The 16,706-nt window shown below is 61.8% G+C and carries 17 protein-coding genes; 11 read left to right on the forward strand and 6 right to left on the reverse strand.

Going from position 1 to position 16,706, the window contains the following annotated elements; all coding sequences use genetic code 11:
* Nucleotides 1-49: 49 nt before the first annotated feature.
* On the reverse strand, nucleotides 50-1,192 hold the full coding sequence (locus HMPREF2678_RS09295) for an NERD domain-containing protein (protein WP_070552099.1): 1,143 nt from the start codon (nucleotides 1,190-1,192) through the stop codon (nucleotides 50-52).
* A 67-nt stretch (nucleotides 1,193-1,259) separates the two neighbouring features.
* Nucleotides 1,260-2,324 (reverse strand): Cj0069 family protein, encoded by a 1,065-nt coding sequence (locus HMPREF2678_RS09300; RefSeq protein ID WP_034979607.1) that lies wholly within the window; start codon nucleotides 2,322-2,324, stop codon nucleotides 1,260-1,262.
* A 150-nt stretch (nucleotides 2,325-2,474) separates the two neighbouring features.
* On the opposite strand from HMPREF2678_RS09300, the gene HMPREF2678_RS09305 reads away from it, so the two are divergent.
* From HMPREF2678_RS09305 to HMPREF2678_RS09325, 5 genes are read left to right on the forward strand one after another with little or no spacing between them, the layout of a single operon-like run.
* On the forward strand, nucleotides 2,475-3,341 hold the full coding sequence (locus HMPREF2678_RS09305; protein ID WP_070552101.1) for a sulfurtransferase: 867 nt from the start codon (nucleotides 2,475-2,477) through the stop codon (nucleotides 3,339-3,341).
* Between the two features lie 56 nt (nucleotides 3,342-3,397).
* Complete coding sequence (locus tag HMPREF2678_RS09310; protein WP_070552104.1) at nucleotides 3,398-5,197, forward strand: acetyl/propionyl/methylcrotonyl-CoA carboxylase subunit alpha; 1,800 nt, start codon at nucleotides 3,398-3,400, stop codon at nucleotides 5,195-5,197.
* Between the two features lie 26 nt (nucleotides 5,198-5,223).
* On the forward strand, nucleotides 5,224-5,835 hold the full coding sequence (locus tag HMPREF2678_RS09315; RefSeq protein WP_070552106.1) for a hypothetical protein: 612 nt from the start codon (nucleotides 5,224-5,226) through the stop codon (nucleotides 5,833-5,835).
* On the forward strand, nucleotides 5,836-7,422 hold the full coding sequence (glpK, locus tag HMPREF2678_RS09320) for a glycerol kinase GlpK (RefSeq protein WP_070552108.1): 1,587 nt from the start codon (nucleotides 5,836-5,838) through the stop codon (nucleotides 7,420-7,422).
* A 24-nt stretch (nucleotides 7,423-7,446) separates the two neighbouring features.
* Complete coding sequence (locus tag HMPREF2678_RS09325) at nucleotides 7,447-8,028, forward strand: DUF1707 SHOCT-like domain-containing protein (protein WP_083303458.1); 582 nt, start codon at nucleotides 7,447-7,449, stop codon at nucleotides 8,026-8,028.
* On the opposite strand, the gene HMPREF2678_RS09330 is transcribed toward HMPREF2678_RS09325, so the two are convergent.
* Nucleotides 8,009-9,229, reverse strand: a complete 1,221-nt coding sequence (locus HMPREF2678_RS09330) for an amidohydrolase (RefSeq protein ID WP_070552110.1) — start codon at nucleotides 9,227-9,229, stop codon at nucleotides 8,009-8,011. The two genes, HMPREF2678_RS09325 and HMPREF2678_RS09330, sit on opposite strands and share 20 nt — an antisense overlap.
* Nucleotides 9,230-9,284: 55 nt before the next feature.
* Here HMPREF2678_RS09330 and HMPREF2678_RS09335 point away from each other — a divergent pair, with 55 nt between their 5' ends.
* Nucleotides 9,285-10,097, forward strand: a complete 813-nt coding sequence (locus tag HMPREF2678_RS09335) for a purine-nucleoside phosphorylase (protein ID WP_034979625.1) — start codon at nucleotides 9,285-9,287, stop codon at nucleotides 10,095-10,097.
* Nucleotides 10,094-11,629, forward strand: a complete 1,536-nt coding sequence (locus tag HMPREF2678_RS09340) for a phospho-sugar mutase (protein WP_070552112.1) — start codon at nucleotides 10,094-10,096, stop codon at nucleotides 11,627-11,629. Before HMPREF2678_RS09335 ends, HMPREF2678_RS09340 begins: the two co-directional genes overlap by 4 nt.
* On the opposite strand, the gene upp is transcribed toward HMPREF2678_RS09340, so the two are convergent.
* Nucleotides 11,600-12,238: a uracil phosphoribosyltransferase gene (gene upp, locus HMPREF2678_RS09345; RefSeq protein WP_070552226.1), complete on the reverse strand. Its 639-nt coding sequence runs from the start codon at nucleotides 12,236-12,238 to the stop codon at nucleotides 11,600-11,602. The two genes, HMPREF2678_RS09340 and upp, sit on opposite strands and share 30 nt — an antisense overlap.
* Before the next feature lie 88 nt (nucleotides 12,239-12,326).
* On the opposite strand from upp, the gene HMPREF2678_RS09350 reads away from it, so the two are divergent.
* From HMPREF2678_RS09350 to HMPREF2678_RS09360, 4 genes are read left to right on the forward strand one after another with little or no spacing between them, the layout of a single operon-like run.
* Nucleotides 12,327-12,653 carry a hypothetical protein gene (locus tag HMPREF2678_RS09350; protein WP_237743889.1) on the forward strand — a complete coding sequence of 109 codons (327 nt, stop codon included), beginning with the start codon at nucleotides 12,327-12,329 and terminating at the stop codon, nucleotides 12,651-12,653.
* 1 nt (nucleotide 12,654) lies between these two features.
* Nucleotides 12,655-13,575 (forward strand): C40 family peptidase, encoded by a 921-nt coding sequence (locus tag HMPREF2678_RS09355; RefSeq protein ID WP_070552114.1) that lies wholly within the window; start codon nucleotides 12,655-12,657, stop codon nucleotides 13,573-13,575.
* Between the two features lie 49 nt (nucleotides 13,576-13,624).
* Nucleotides 13,625-13,795, forward strand: a complete 171-nt coding sequence (locus HMPREF2678_RS10405) for a hypothetical protein (protein WP_168163094.1) — start codon at nucleotides 13,625-13,627, stop codon at nucleotides 13,793-13,795.
* Between the two features lie 19 nt (nucleotides 13,796-13,814).
* Nucleotides 13,815-15,077 (forward strand): hypothetical protein, encoded by a 1,263-nt coding sequence (locus HMPREF2678_RS09360; protein WP_034992046.1) that lies wholly within the window; start codon nucleotides 13,815-13,817, stop codon nucleotides 15,075-15,077.
* Nucleotides 15,078-15,095: 18 nt separating this feature from the next.
* Here the strand turns inward: HMPREF2678_RS09360 and HMPREF2678_RS09365 are convergent, their stop codons facing one another.
* Nucleotides 15,096-15,920, reverse strand: coding sequence for a hypothetical protein (locus tag HMPREF2678_RS09365; RefSeq protein ID WP_070552116.1), 825 nt, complete (start codon nucleotides 15,918-15,920; stop codon nucleotides 15,096-15,098).
* Between the two features lie 118 nt (nucleotides 15,921-16,038).
* Nucleotides 16,039-16,706 (reverse strand): hypothetical protein (locus tag HMPREF2678_RS09370; protein ID WP_070552118.1); only part of this gene is annotated, 668 nt, incomplete at its 5' end.

Here is a 16,706-nt window from a genome sequence, read left to right on the forward strand (position 1 = left end):
TGTAGTTAAACAAATATTTTTTAAGGGCAAAACAGTACTGGTTAAAGAATCACCACGTCGTGCCGGGAGAGTTGTACTCCACACTCTTCAAGGAAACCGGAGCGCGCAACCGACCGTCGTTGTGAATCCTGATAATGGTATCTGCCACATCTTCCGCTTCGACAGCAACAATCGGAACCTCACCATCTCTTTCTTGCAGCAGAAACTTATCCTGCACACTGCCGCCAACAACGGCGAGAATTATGACGGATACATCCCCACGGTTAATGCGCGAAGCCTCGAACCGGGTAACATCCGCAGCCTTCTCTCGATACTCACTGCCCGGGTGGTTAGGACCTGCGGTAAACTGACCGGCCGAGTCGAGACTAAGCTCACCCGTCCAGTGTTTAGTATCCACCATGATAAGGCCCGCAGCCGTGGACAGAATGTGGTCCGCATTGGCCGTCGTAGCATTCCTGGCGGTTAGTTCCCCAAGCGCACCAAAGATACCCATGGCAAGGCCGAACTTCCGCGCCGTAGGGGTGGTTCCGTACATCAGGGGCTGCTCCACCCCTCTCATACCATCCAAGATCTTAGTCAATCCGTCGCGACCATCGCGGTGAATGATTACGTCGTGGGCGATCTCGATCGGGTCTGGAAGCCGTTGCTCAAGCATCAACCCAATCTGCTCCTCAGCCCTGTACCCCTGGGCGGCGCGCTGAAAAGCCGCCGGCAATCCAGTCTGCTGTATGTACCCCTGGCGCGCCATGGCGGTAAGGCGCTGAGCTTCCTGCTTACGTCTGTCTTCCACAGACTGCTCGAGAGTGGTGTTGGCTTTGAGGTTGCTGGTATCTTTCCCCTCAACCTTGCGGTTCATGGAAAAAATGAAGCTGAACATCAAATAGAAGAACGCCGCTATGGAAGCCAGTATCAGCCAGGCACCGATATAAACCTGTTCGCCAACCACTAGCAAACTGCCAACGATGCCGCCGATGACCCACACAAGCATCGCAATGCGACGGAGCCGCTTGCGGTTTCTTTTGAAATTCGCACGCTGCTCCAACTCGCCACCGTCGTATTGCCAGGCGTTCTGGCGCATTTCGTATGTAACAGAGAAGCCTTCGACCTCATCCTCCAGGAACGCATCCACGGAGGCTTCGAAGTCTTCCCACCCACTCTGCCCGGGGCGCTTCTTTCCATAAACAATTGCCATCTGACCTACTACCTACTTCCTTAACGGGCAATTAATACTCCCTAAGAAAGTAGGGTACTAGAGGCAACTAGGCGTGCTTCGCCTCCACACGCTTAATGGCCTCTTCGGCCACCAGCTGCTGGATACCCATGTCCAGCTCGGAGGTGAAGCCCACGCAGGAGCAGTTGATCTCACCCAGGACGTAGGTGTCCTCGCCAGTCTCGTCGTCATCGGCCAGCATGAAGTCGGCGGTCCAGATCAGCGGGATGTTGTCGCCACCCAGCTTCTCGGCAATAACCGGGCGAGCCTCGGCGAACATGTCGACCAGGTCCTGCCACTCCTCCGGCTTCTGGTAGGTGTACTTTGCGCCAGAGAACAGGGTTGCGGAGAACGCATCGCCACCCTCGGCCGGCTTCTTGTGAACCACGAACACCGGGTGCGGGCCGACCAGCAGGATGCGGATCTCGCCCTCGACGATGCGCGGCATGAAGCGCATGTCCACCAGCATGCCGTTGTCGCCCACGATGTACTGGTCGCAGAAGTCCATGAACTCGCCCAGCTCGCGAACCTCGGTGTGGTTGTCGACAGCCTCGGTGCACTTCAGCTTCGTGTCCAGTGGCAGAGCCGTACCCGGCTCGACGGTTTCGGCCAGCTGCTTGTCTTCCAGCTGCACACGCCAGATGCCCGAACCGGTGGAGCCACGGTTCTGCTTCAACACACGCTCACCGTACGACAGGGAAGTCGGGAAGGTCTTGTGGAAGGAATCGACGTCGTAGTAGGCAGCGGTATCGTCCGGCACCAGATCGGTGTCGTTCAGCTTCACCAGCGCATCCTTCGCACCGTAGGCCATCATCTCGGCCGGGGTGGACATACCAACCAGGCCGGCTTCCTCCGTCAGCTTGGTCAGCATGTCGAAGTAGCCCTTTTCGCCACCGGGAATGTGGCCTGGGTTGACGCGGGAAATGTAAGCGTCGTACTTAGCGGCAACGTCTTCGTAGATTTCGTTGGTCTTCTCCGGGTCGAAGTAGACAACCTCGGCACCCCAGCCCTTCTCGCGGATAGCCTCGACGATCGGCATCGTGTCGCGGCGGTGGCCGTCCTCACCCTTGTCGTTTCCGCCCTGAACCTCAAAGACAACAATGTTCTTGTGCACGGTTTCCCCTAGCTCTGGAAGTAAAAATACAGTGCGTGTGGCCTTGTCTGACCAACACCTTCAATTCTACGACCACTCGGCCCGCACGGCAGTGGAAGAAAGGCGCCTCATAAGGCGCTAGACTTTCAAACGATCGAAAGGCAGGTATTTATGGGAATCGAATTCGACCCCAGCCCTCAGCTCCAGCAGTACGCGCACCCAAACAAGCTGGTCACGAACGCTTGGCTCGGCGCCAAGCTAGGAACCCCCGGACTGAAGGTCGTCGAGGTGGACGCGGATTCGCTGCTCTACGATATTGGTCACATTCCTACCGCCGTACGTGTCAAGTGGTACGAAAACCTCTCGGACCCTGTGTGGCGCGACCTTATTGGCTCCAAGGAGTTCGAGGAACTCATGGATCGCCTGGGCATCACGCGGGAGGACACCGTGGTGTTTTACGGCGACCACGCCAACCTGTGGGCCGTTTACGCACTATGGGTCTTCGAGCTTTTCGGCCACCCGGACGTGCGCATCTTGGATGGCGGACGCGATGCCTGGATGCAGGAGGAACGCGAAATCTCCTATGCCGTCGATGACATCCCGCAGCAGCCCGGCTACCCCGTGGCCTCCCGCCGTAACGATCACACCCACCGCATCTTCGTCGATGAGCTGCGCACGAAGTTCGAAGGCTGCCAGATCATCGACCTGCGCGATGCCGAAGAGTACACCGGCGAAGTAACCCTGCCCGGCTACCCGATCCGCCGCAATGGCCACGTCCCGGGGGCCGTTAACCACCGCGCCGATTCGTCACTGCTGGCTAACTCCCGCTTCTGCTCCGCGGAGGCAATCGAGGCCAACCACAGTGGCCTGGGCCTGGATCCCACCCGTCCCACCGTTGTCTACTGCAACAACGGTGCCCGCGCAGCCCTGGAGTGGTTCGTTCTGCGTTTCCTGCTGGGATGGGAGGACGTGCGCGTCTACGATGGCTCGTGGATCGAATGGGGAAACATGATGCGCGTGCCCATCGAGCGCGGTTAAGTGGGCAGTGTAGCCTCATTAACTAACCCCTAACTATTGACCCGAAAGGATTGCCCGTGACTTCCAGCACCGCTGCCCCCTTGACGAAGGTACTGATCGCCAATCGTGGCGAGATTGCAGTACGCGTCATCCGGGCTGCGCGCGACGAGGGCATCGCTACCGTTGCCGTTTATGCAGATCCGGACGCGGAGGCGCCTTTTGTACGCATGGCCGACGAGGCACTGGCTCTGAACGGCCAGACCTCGGCGGAAACCTACCTGGACATCGACAAGATCCTCGCCGCCGCGAAGAAGTCCGGCGCCGACGCAGTCCACCCGGGCTACGGCTTCCTCTCCGAGAACGCCGATTTCGCCCAGGCAGTCATCGATGCGGGTCTGAACTGGATCGGCCCGCCTCCGGAGGCCATCCGCAAGCTCGGAGACAAGGTCACGGCGCGCAATATTGCTCTTATTGTTGACGCCCCTATGACTCCGGGAACTAAGGAACCCGTCGCGGATGCCGCAGAGGTCACCGCCTTCGCGGAGCGCCACGGACTTCCGATTGCCATCAAGGCCGCATTCGGCGGCGGTGGACGTGGCATGAAGGTCGCCTACACGATGGACGAGATCCCCGGCCTCTTCGAGTCTGCAACTCGTGAAGCCATCACCGCTTTCGGCCGTGGCGAGTGCTTCGTGGAGCGTTACCTGGATCGCGCCCGCCACGTCGAGGCGCAGGTGGTGGCCGATAAGCACGGCAACGTCGTGGTCGCCTCCACCCGCGATTGCTCCGCCCAGCGGCGCTTCCAGAAACTGATCGAGGAAGCCCCAGCGCCGTTCCTCAGCGACGAGCAGAACGAGCGCATCTACTCGTCTGCAAAGGCCATCTGCCGCGAGGCCGGCTACTACGGTGCGGGCACGGTGGAGTACCTGGTGGGGTCCGACGGGCTGATCAGCTTCCTGGAGGTCAACACCCGACTGCAGGTGGAGCACCCTGTGACCGAGCAGGTCACCGGCTGGGACCTGGTGCGCGAGCAGTTCCGCATCGCCCGCGGTGAGGAGCTGTCGCGCACGGAGGATCCGGAGATCCACGGCCACTCGATCGAATACCGCATCAACGGCGAGGATCCGACCAATAATTTCATGCCCGCACCGGGGCGCATCCAGACCTACCGGGAGCCCACCGGCCCCGGCGTACGCATGGATTCCGGCATTGAAACCGGCGCGGTCGTCGGCGGGCAGTTCGACTCTATGCTGGCCAAGCTCATCGTCACCGGCGCAGATCGCACCGAGGCGATCCAGCGCTCGCGACGGGCCCTGGAGGAGTACCTCGTTGAAGGCATCCCGACCGTGATCCCCTTCCACCTGGCTGCACTGAACGACCCCGCCTTCGTCGCCGAAGACGGCGATTACCGCGTGTACACGCGCTGGATCGAAGAGGAATGGGACAACCAGCTGCCCGCCTACGAGGAGCCTCTCACGGCACCCGCCGAAGGGGCGCTGCCGAAGGAGAAGCTGGTCGTCGAGGTCGACGGCCGACGCGTAGAGGTCATGGTGCCGGGCGAAATCCTGGCCGGTCGGGGCTCGGTTAGCCGCGCCAAGAAGCGCCGCGCCAACGCCGCGGACATCGCAATCACCGGCGACACGGTGGCCTCCCCAATGCAGGGCACTGTCATCAAGGTAGAAGTCTCCGAAGGCGACCAGGTGGCAGAGGGCGATGTCTTGCTGGTGCTCGAAGCCATGAAGATGGAGAACGCCGTCAAGGCGCACAAGGCCGGTGTGGTTGAGTCGCTGAGCGTCGGAAACGGCGATGGCGTCACAAAGAATCAAGCACTAATGGAGCTGAAGGACGACAGCTCTACTGATAATGTCGCAGAATAAATAATCGAAAAAAGAAGGTAGCCACTATGACGCACCGCAATGTCGACAACGCCCCCGAGCAGAAGAAAACCTCGAAGAGCATGCTCTTCCTGGGGCTCGGTCTGCTGATCGTCGCGCTGATCACCGCCATCGTCTCCCTGGTGGGGGTCAAAGACTTCGGAAAGGGCTACGACGTTAAGGCAGGCAAAGAGTACTTCCTGCTGGCCGACGAAGATGCGCTGAACGCCCGACAGTGCAGCCTGGTCGACGAGAGCGGCAAGGAAATGACCGACCGCATCGAGACGGCGGAGCTGAAATTCAATGCGGATGATCTGGAGATCTCCGATGTATCGCTACCACTGACCAAGAACAAGGGCGTGTACACCTCCATCAAGTTCACCGAGGACGTCTCGAAGGTCAAGTACACCTGCGACGCGGGCACCATCTACATCTCCAAGTACTCCTCCGGCACCCTGCAGGCGCTGCGCTGGGTAACCATGCTGTGCGGCGCCGCCGGCGTGGCCATACTGATTCTGGCGGCGTTTGCGAGCCAGCGTAAGAAGGCTCCGGCTGAGGACGCGGAGAATACCGACGCAGACCTGGACGAAGACGCCGACCTGGACGAAGCCGCCGAGTACACCGAGAACACAGAAGACTAAGTGGTAGAGAACCTCACGAATCAGCTCACCGGAACCTTGGCAAAGTGGAAAAGCTCCAAACGGGGCTATGTGCTGGCGCTCGATCAGGGGACTACCTCTACCCGCTGCATCATCTTCGATGCCCATGGAAAGATCGCGAGCACCAGCCAGATGGAGCATCGGCAGATCTTCCCGCGGCCAGGCTGGGTAGAACACGACCCGGAAGAGATCCGGCGCAACATGCGGCGTGTCATGGCGGACGCCGCAGCATCCAGCGACATACCGGTGGAAGAAATCGCCGCGGTGGGCATCACCAATCAGCGCGAAACCACCGTCGTGTGGGATCGCACCACCGGCAAGCCCATCTACAACGCAATCGTCTGGCAGGACACGCGCACCGACGAGATTGTCAATGCCCTCAGCGAAGAGCAGAAGGCCATGATCTCCGAGCGCACCGGGCTCAACGCCTCTACCTACTTCGCCGGGCCGAAAATCCGGTGGATCCTGGATAACGTCGACGGCGCCCGCGAAAAGGCCGAACGCGGGGAGCTGGCCTTCGGCACCATTGACTCATGGCTCGTCTGGGAACTCACCCGCCGCTCCCACAAGAAGTCCAAAGCGGGGCGTGCCGGTCATGCCCGGCACGTCACCGACGTGACTAACGCCTCCCGCACGATGCTGATGGATCTGCGGACACAGACGTGGGATCCGGAACTGTGCGAGATGCTAGGCATTCCCCAGTCCATGCTGCCGGAAATCGTGAGTTCCTCCGAGGTGATCGGCAAGGTGCGCCGCAGCGGGCCAGTCCAGGGCGTGCCGATCGCCGGCATCCTCGGCGACCAGCAGGCCGCCGCCTTCGGCCAGGTGTGTTTTAGCCAGGGCGAGGCCAAAAACACCTACGGCACCGGCAACTTCCTGCTGCTCAACACCGGCACCGAACCGCAGTGGTCCGAGCACGGATTGATCACCACCGTCGCCTACCGGCTGGGCAACCAGCCTGCGGTGTACGCCTTGGAGGGTTCCATCGCCGTGACCGGCTCGCTGGTGCAGTGGCTGCGGGATAACCTGGGCTTCTTCGACACTGCCGACGACATCGAACCGCTGGCACGCAGCGTGGGGGATAACGGCGGCTGCTACATCGTGCCTGCCTTCAGCGGCCTGCTTGCCCCGCACTGGCGCCCCGATGCCCGCGGCGTCATTGCCGGCCTGACGCGCTACGTGACCAAGGCGCACATCGCCCGCGCCGCCCTGGAGGCCACCGCCTTCCAGACCCGCGAGGTAGTCGAGGCCATGAACGCGGATTCCAAGGTGGATCTGAAGAACCTGCGGGTCGACGGCGGCATGGTCGTGAACTCGCTATTGATGCAGTTCCAGGCCGACCAGCTGGAAGTACCCGTGACCGTTCCGGAGGTATCGGAGACCACCGCCCTCGGCGCGGCCTACGCCGCCGGCCTGGCGGTAGGCTTCTTCCAAGACCTCGAAGAGCTTAAGTCGTTGTGGCAGGAGGAAAAGACCTACTTCCCCGCAGGCGACCCACAGGAGCGCGAAGTTGCGTACGCGAAATGGAAGCGCGCAGTAGAGCGCACTTTCGACTGGTTCGACGGCTAGCCCGCTAGTGATACGGTTAGGTGTATGAACGAACCGTCTCGTAGGCACATCCGCATCTCCGACGTCGACCGCAGTAACGCGATCAGCACCCTCGGAGAGCACTTTGCCGACGGTCGCCTCACCATGACGGAGTACGAGGAGCGCGTGCAGCAGGCCACCGCCGCAGTATCCGAAGGCGAACTGGAGCAGATCTTTTCCGACCTTCCCAAGCTGGAGGCCTCCCGAGAGCTGGTTCCCTACTACTCTGCCCGCGAAATCGACCGCCTGTACCGTAGCGGCCGCAATGTCCGCCTCGGCCTGCTGCTCAGCACCGTGATCGGCAGCAGCGCCCTAGCCATGCTTCTCAATAGCATGTGGGAGCACTCCGCCATACTTTTGCTGTTCATCCCGGCTGTCTTCGTTATGCTCTACGTCATGAAGGTCGGCCCGCAAAACTGGTACGATCCCAGTCCGAAGCAGCTAGAGCGCCAACGCTTCCGGGAGCTGAAGATGCAGCAGCGCGCCCAGCAGGCCCAGTGGAAGTTCGAACGCAAGCAGCGCACCCACCAGCTAACCAGCAGCGCGATGAAGTTCGCGCAGAAGCGCATTAACGGAACTGGTCAATAACCCCGGCGAACAGCCGGATGCCGATGCCCAGGGCCCGCTCGTCGAAGATGATGTCCGGCTGGTGCAGGTCAGGCCGCTCCCCCTTGCCATTCCACGCGCCCAGTCGCGCCATGGAGCCCGGAACGTGCTCCAGGTACCAGCTGAAGTCCTCGCCACCAGTGGACTGCGGGGCCTCCTTGAGGGCGTTCGGGTCCACGTCGTTGACGGCCTGCGCCAGCGCGGCGGTGGACACGTCGTCGTTCATCACCGGCGGCACGCCCTTGGTGTAGCGCATCTCGAGCTGCGCCCCGGTAGGTGCCACCAGGTGCTCTAGCAGTTCACGCAACGTTTCTTCACCACGACGCCACACTCCAACCTCGGCCGTGCGGAACGTACCCAGCAGGCGTACTTCCTGGGGCATTGCGTTGAATGTCGAGCCACCGTTGATCGCACCGAAGGTCAACACGGTGCCGGTGCGCGGATCGACGGTGCGCGACAGCAATCCCGGCAGCTGCGAGGCAATCAGCCCCGCGGTGTACACCAGATCCGCCGCCAGGTGCGGCCGGGAGGTGTGCCCACCGTGGCCGCGCAGGATGATCTCCACTACGTCGCTGGCAGAGGTGATAGCACCAGTGCGCACGCCAATCTCACCTGCGCGCAGCTTCGGCTCGCAGTGGAGGGCGAAGATCCGGGACACGCCGTTCAGCGCGCCTGCCTCGATCACGTCCACCGCGCCACCGTCCATGACTTCCTCGGCGGGCTGGAAGATGAAGCGCACCTGGATTCCCAGGGCATCCTCGCCGTGGGCGTCAACAAACTCGGCAAGGGCGACGGCCAACCCCAGCACGACCGTGGTGTGGATGTCGTGACCGCAGGCGTGCATGACCCCGGGGTTCTCGGAGGCGAAGTCCAGCCCCGTAACCTCCTGCAGCGGCAGCGCGTCTATATCCCCGCGGAAGGCGATGCGCGGAGCGCCGACCGGACCGATGTCCGCGATGAGCCCCGTGGAAGGCAAGGCAACGGGCTGCAACCCGGCGCGCTCTAGTTCCTGGGTGAGGAAGCGCGTGGTCTCCGTTTCCATGTGGGAAAGCTCGGGGTTGCGGTGCAGGTGACGGCGCCAGTCCACAACTCTCTGGACATTGTCCCGCGTCCAGTTCTGCACGAACTTGGCAACAGAGTGTGCGCTGTGTTCTTGTGTGCCGTCTTGCACTTGCCTACTCACGTCCCTTCCTTCGACTGACTTATTCAGTCTAGCGCCTGCGGTACTCTTGATTGGCATGACTGCATACCAAGACCCTTATCAACTGGCTGTGGACGCTGCGGAGGCATTGAAGGAGCGTACGGGGCTGGACTCCTACGACTGCGCGGTGGTGCTCGGTTCCGGTTGGCGCCCCGCAGCCGACGTGCTGTGCGAAGGCGCGGAGGACCTACAGGAATTCCCGATGGCGGAGCTGCCGGGCTTCCTGGCCCCCACCGCGGAAGGTCACGGCGGGACGGTGCGCAGCGGAAAGATCGGCGGCCGCAACGTACTGGTGCTGTTGGGACGCACCCACGCCTACGAGGGGCACGAGTTGTGGCGCACCGCCCACGCTGTACGCACCGCCGCTGCGGCGGGCGTGAAGACGGTAGTTCTGACCAACGCCGCTGGCGGCCTGACCGAGGGCATGCGCGTGGGAGAGCCGGTGCTGATCGCCGACCACATTAACTTCACCGCGAAGACTCCCCTGACAGGAGCGAACTTCGTCAACCTGGTGGATGCCTACAGTCCCGAGCTCCGCGCGAAGGTGCAGCAGCTGCGCCCCGGCATGCGCGAAGCCGTGTACGCGATGATGCCCGGCCCGCAGTACGAAACCCCTGCAGAGATCCACATGCTGCGCACCCTGGGCGCCGGGCTGGTTGGCATGTCCACGGTGTACGAGACCATCGCCGCACGAGAGGCCGGAGTAGAGGTGCTGGGAATCTCGCTGGTCACGAACCTGGCCGCCGGCATGACCGGGGAAGCGCTGAACCACGAGGAAGTTCTGCAAGCAGGTAAGGATGCCGCCAGCGACATGGGAAAGCTGCTGGGCGAGCTGGTGAACAGCCTATGAGCGAACTGAAGTTCGGCACCGCCGGGCTGCGCGCAAAGGTCGGCCCCGGCGACAACGAGATGAACGTGGCCACCGCCACCCGCGCCACCGCTGGTGTGGCCGCGTGGCTCAAGGAGCGGAAGCGCCCCTTACGCGCCGACGGGGTCTTTCGTGCAGCCGTTGGTTATGACGCCCGCTACGGCTCCCACGCCCTGGCGCGCGCCACCGCGGAAACCTTCGCCGGCGCGGGCTTCGAGGTCACCCTCATCGCGGAGCCAGCCCCCACCCCAGTACTGGCGTGGCTGGTGCGCTCCCGGAGGATGGATGTGGGCGTGCAGATCACGGCCTCGCACAACCCGGCACAGGACAATGGCTACAAGCTGTACCTGGACGGCGGCTCGCAGCTGGTCTCCCCCGCCGACCGCCAAATCGAAGAGCACATTGCAGCCCAGCCCACCGACGCGGCCGCGATCCCCCGTTCCGAGGCAAAATCCGTGGACCTGTCAGCCGTCTCCGGCTATGTCTCCGATCTCAGCAAGCTGGTGGCGACCGGTCGCCAGGACGAGCTGGCGCCACGCCGCAAGCTGAAGATCCTGTACACGCCTCTGCACGGCGTGGGCGGCAACGCTATGGAGTGGGCGCTGCGGGAGAACGGCTTCGGCAACGTCCACACAGTCGCCTCGCAGCGCTGGCCGGATCCCAACTTCCCGACCGTGGAGTTCCCCAACCCGGAGGAGCCCGGCGCGACCGACGCGCTGTTGGAAGAAGCACGCGCCATCGACGCGGACCTGCTGATTGCCCTGGATCCAGACGCCGACCGCTGCATGCTGGGATTGAAGCGCGCCGATGGTGACTACCGCATGCTGCGCGGGGACGAGGCCGGCCCCTTGCTGGCGCGCCGGGTGTTGGCGGGCGTAGGGGCGTCCACAAGGAACAAACCGGTAGTGGCAACGACGGTGGTGAGTTCGCAGCTGCTCGGGCGCATGGCACGCGCCGAGGGTTGGGACTACGTGGAGACGCTGACGGGCTTTAAGAACCTTGCGCGGGCGGCTCATGGTCGGCCCGGCGAACTGGCCTTTGCCTATGAGGAAGCGATCGGCACGGCACCGGCGCCGCACATCGTGGCGGACAAGGACGGCATTGCAACGGCGCTGATCGCGGCGGCCTGGGCGGCCGAGGCGGACCTGGGCGCAGAGCTGGACGACATCGAAGCAACCTATGGAGTGTTTAGAACTGCGCAGGTCAGCGCGCGATTCGACAGTGCAGAGCAAGCAGGCGAGCTGATTGCGCGCTGGGCGAAGAACCCACCGGCGGAGCTGGCGGGCGTGGCTGTGCAGGCCGGACCGATTGAGGATTCCGCCGGCAATCGCACCGACGGCGTGCGGCTGGTCGGACACTCGGCGGACTTGGCAGCGCGCGTGGTCGCCAGGGCCTCGGGCACGGAGCCGAAGGCGAAGTTCTACCTGGAGGTCAGCGCGGAGCCGGGGGCCGACGCGCAGGCCGTGGAGGCGCTGTTGGAGCGCCTACAGGTCGATGTTTCGGGGGCCGTATAGGCGGTCGCCGGCATCGCCCAGGCCCGGGACGATATAGGCGGCCTCGTTCAGGTCGGGGTCGATCGTTGCGGTAACGAGCTTGCGCACACCGACCTTGGCCGTGAGCAGGGCATCCACGCCCGGCTGCGCAGAGACCATGCACACGCAGGTGATGTCGTTGGCGCCGCGATCCTCCAGCAGGCGGATGGCGTGCAGCAGCGAGCCGCCGGTGGCCAGCATCGGGTCGACCAGGAACACCGGCTGGTCGCGCAGGTCCTGGGGCAGAGCCTCCAAGTAGGGCACGGGCTCGTGCGTGGTTTCGTCGCGAGCCATGCCGATGAATCCGACCTGCGCGTCGGGGATCATGGACAGCGCCGGGTCGATCATGCCTAGGCCTGCGCGGATGACGGGCACGATGATCGGGGGCTTTTCCAGTCGCGCGCCCGTGGCTGTAGCGACGGGGGTTTCTACCTCGAAGTTCTCGACCATCAGATCAGCCGAGGCTTCGTAGATCAGCATGGCGCCCAGGTCAGACAGTGCGGCACGGAACTGTGCGTTGTTGGTTTTCTTGTCGCGCATGATGCTGAGGCGAGAGGCGACGAGCGGATGATTGACCACCTGAATTTCCATGGTTCCCCACATTAGTTGATCCCCGATTGAACCTTTTGATGCGCTACTGAGTCTAACTGTTCTGAGCGATTATTTGGGGAGGGTTTCTATGCCTCAGGGGGACGAGGGTATGGGCGATACGTTGCGGGCCGATCCGGAGCTGGTGGGGTTGTTGAAGGGGCGCACCGAAGCCGTGGGTACGTCGCTGCAGGGCCGCACTACGGCGCTGCACGGCACCCTGGGGGCGGTAGCGCCCCCAGCATTGGGGGATTTTCTGCGCGCGCTGACTGCGGCGCGGGACGCCCACGAGGGGTTGCTGCGGGATGCGGATAGCTATTTTAATGACGCCACATTCGCGCTGGCCAGCATAGATCGCGTACTCGACGGACATGAAAGTACATTTTCCAAAGCCTTCGGCGGGCTGATGGAGGTCTGAGATGTTGGATATTGCGGGGCTGGTCGCGCCCCTCGTTGCGGCGATTCCCTCCCCTTTTAGTCCGGGTGCAAGTGCCAGTGCGGCCGGGGTCAGTGGGCTGGAGGGGCTGGGGAACCTCGCGGCTGCTGCCCTGCAGGGACGCGGTGGCGGGAACGTGCACAATTCCCTGGATTCGGTGGCCAAGGCGGTCTCGACGGCGCTGGGAGCAGGTGGGGCATTAGACAAGTTGGCGGGCCAGGCTGCACAGGCCGTCGGGCGGGCTATCAAGGATCTGGGCGGGATTCTGAACGACTGTGTGCGGGAGGTTGGCCAGGCGGTCGCGGGCAGCGGTGCTGCGGGACCAATGGGGTGGGTCAACGCCCTGGGGGCTGCGTTTCCCGTGGTGCTGCGGCACATAGGGCGGGCCGAGGATCGCATGCATACCTTGGAGGACGAACTGCGAGGGCTTACGGCAGACGTGAACAAGGTGAAGCGGGAGCAGATTCCAGAGCGTCTGCCTGTGCGGAACCCGGATACGGTTCCGGAGATGACCCCTGCAGCGTACGAGGCCAAAGCCCCGGCTTCTGCCCCCACCTCCCAGGCGTCTGCTGCGGTGGCGGCGGCGAAGACTGCGCTGGGCACGCCGTACCAGTGGGGCGGAACAGTGCCGGGCAAAGGGCTGGACTGCAGCGGGCTGGTGCAGTGGGCTTATCAGCAGGCAGGGGTGGATCTACCCCGCACCTCCAACGAGCAAGCGGTAGGACCACAGATCGCACGTTCGGCGGTGCAGGCGGGCGACCTGGCTGTATGGGATGGACACGTAGCAATGGTGGTGGATTCCCAGCACATGATCGAGGCTGGAGATCCGGTGCAAATCAGCCCAATCCGGCAGGAAAACAGCGGAATGGCTTTCAAGGGCTTTTACCGACCGACGGCTGCCTGAGACTAACTAGTACTGACTGAGACCGACTAAAACATAAGGAGCAAAGAACATGTCACTGATCAACGGACCTTCCCATGGCAGTGGTTTGGCGCGCATCGTCAGCACTCCCCCGCCCCGCGAATATCTGGCGGCGCAGTTTCTAGGAGAAATGCCGAAAACGGTGCCGGCTGTGTTGACGAACGAGCTACGCACCAGACGACCTGAACAGTCGTCGGACTAACCTAGTAGAATGCCTAGCCATGGCAGCAGATAATGGCATGAGGACATATGGAAACGGCATCGTCGCCGTAGAGGTAGAGACCGTCAGTGGCACCTGGTACACCCTGTGGGCTCCGAACTGGCTGGTTAAGGGGGAACGCTGGCAGGGCTTCCTGGGCGACGACGATGACATTTTCGTCTTTGAGTCCCCAGCCAAATTGCTGGCCTTCCTAGAGGACGGCGGCCGCAATGAGCTGGCCGAGCACCCGAAGTGGTCGCAGTTCAAGGCTGACCTGCCGACGAATGTCGTCCCTTCCCGCGCCGGCAAGATCAACCTGATCGAGGTTCCCCGCAAGTTGGCTCAGCGCCCCGGCTATGAATCGACGACGGCTGTCGCCCGTGGCTTCGATCTTCTGCGCTCCATGGGCAACGTGTTGGGGCTAAAGAGCGTTAACAACTGGTTCCACTCGTATTCCATTCTGGATAACGTCCGCCGTGGACCGGACCACTACCAATCCCAGAATGGCCTGGAGGAGTGGTCGGGCGTCGGTCGCACCGTGCTGGATCGTTGGAAGGGCATGCTCGACGATGTCGAGGAGCACCTGAGCGAGCCCGAGGTCGATGAGGACAAGGTAGAAAAGGCACAGGAGAAGATCGACGAGGCAAAGGAAGCCCGCGACAAGCGCCAGAAGGAAAAGGAAGCCGAGGCGGCAGCAGCGGCGGAGTCCAAGGACGGCGAGGACGTCGATCCCTACGACAAGACGATCTGGGCGGAAGCCGGCATCGACCCGATCCGCGTTAGCCTGAACGGCCAGTACGTTTACACCCTGCGCTGCTACGTCGGCGACAAGCCGCGCTTCCTGGGGCGCCACGGGGAGATCAATACCTTCCCGAACTCTCGGGCTCTGGTGCGGTGGCTTATTGACGCCCACGATCACGACCTCGAAGAGCTGGATACTTGGGGCGACCTTGTCAGTGCCGCGAACGCTGGCGAGCTGGAGGTCACGGTGCACGACTCGAACCAGTACTCCTTCGCCGGTCTGCGCGACGATATCGCGGAATCCATCGACGCGGTGGATACCGACCAGCTGGGCCAGGCCTACGAGCTGCTGGCGGATGCCGCAGACTGGGCCGGAGACGACGGCGTAAACAAGATCCTGCTGAGCTATCCGAAACTGCAGAACTACCTGGCCTACATGCTGGGATCCCCGTCGGACGCGCAGCCGTCTGCACCTTTCGACGAAGAAGCCAAGGGCTGGAAAGCTCTGGAGGACGGCCTGATTAAGCGCTTTACGCGCTTCTAGTCAGGGGAGGCAATTTAGCTACTGCCCTGGCTGGTTAAAGGGGTTCTGGTTCCCCGGCTGGGGCTGGGTCTGTGGCTGACCTTGTGGCTGGCCAAACTGGTTCGAAACGTTGCTACCGGTGGCATTTAGCTGTTGGCCGTACTTAACGATCGCGATCACGCCGAGGGCGATGATCGCCAAAGCAAGGAGAATAGCCACGAATATCCCGAACTTAGGGCCACCATCGAGGCCGACCAAGTAGTCACCAAACACTTCAAGCATCTCGTCCTCCTCTTGCCGAAGCCAACCAAAATCGCTTTCCACTTTCTTGAATGAACCGTTGAACTGGACGAATGTCACGATCACCCAGATCAGCAAAAGCGCTCCGGAACCGATCGTCATAAAAACAGCAATGCGAGACTGAGCCTTCAACCACAACATCACCGCCGCGCCAATCAGCACCCCCAGAACGAGAATCATAAACAGGACACCGAGGCCTACGTTGCCGAAATCCCAATCGGTATCATCCAGGGATTCCGAGCCGCTTATGCCTCTTTCGGCAACGTGACCCCAACCGTTAATCCTCACGATTAATCCTTCATTACCCATCCCGATTGTGAAGCCAACCCATGGAAAGAAACTGACAATCAGTACCAAAAGCGCAGAGACTCCGACGGCAATCGCACTCATCCGGTTCCACTGCAGCGACAGCCCCTTCGACCCCTGTGAATTGTACTGGTTCTGCGAGCCGAACTGCTGCGGTTGTTGCGGCTGCTGCGCGGGGAATGACTGGTTAGGTTGATTTGGTTGGTTCGGGCCACCGAAATCTTGCCCCGGCTGACCGTAGGGGTTCGGGTCGCTCATGATGAATGCTCTCAATCTTTCTGCGAAAAATCGTGGTTTACTAACCGACTAATTATTACATTCAGCTACCAAACCGGCGACTCCAATCGAGGAATCCCCCCCCTGCAAACTGGGACTTTTAGGGGTTCTGGTTGTCCGGCTGGCCGAAGGAATTCTGGTTACCCGGCTGGGTCTGTGGCTGACCTTGTGGCTGGCCAAACTGGTTGCCTGGCTGGGTCTGTGGCTGACCTTGTGGCTGGCTGAACTGGTTCGAAACGTTGCTACCGGTGGCATTTAGCTGTTGGCCGTACTTAACGATTACAAACACGCCGAAGGCAATGATCGCCAAAGCAAGGAGAATAGCCGCTAACATCCCGAACTTAGGGCCACCATCGAGGCTGACCCAGGACATACCAATCTCTTCCTCCTCTTGCAGATAAAAGTCATAGACGCTTTGCACTTTCTTGATTGAACCGTTGAACTGGACGAATGTCACGATGGCCCAGATCAGCAAAAGCGCTCCGGAACCGATCGTCATAAAAACAGCAATGCGAGACTGAGCCTTCAACCACAGCATCACCGCTGCGCCAATCAGCAGCCCCAGAACGAGAATCATAAACAGGCCACCGAGGTCTACATTGCCGAAATCAAAATTACCGAGATCATCCTCGAATTCCGGGCCGCTTTCGGCAGCGTGACCCCAACCGTTAATCCTCAGCGTTGACTTTTCGTCAAAATACCTGAATGTGAAGCCAATCCATGGAAAGAAGCTGAAGATCAGTACCAAAAGCGCAGAGACTCCGACGG

The organism is Corynebacterium sp. HMSC058E07 (assembly GCF_001809885.1).
In the GTDB taxonomy this organism is placed as follows: Bacteria; Actinomycetota; Actinomycetes; order Mycobacteriales; family Mycobacteriaceae; genus Corynebacterium; species Corynebacterium macclintockiae.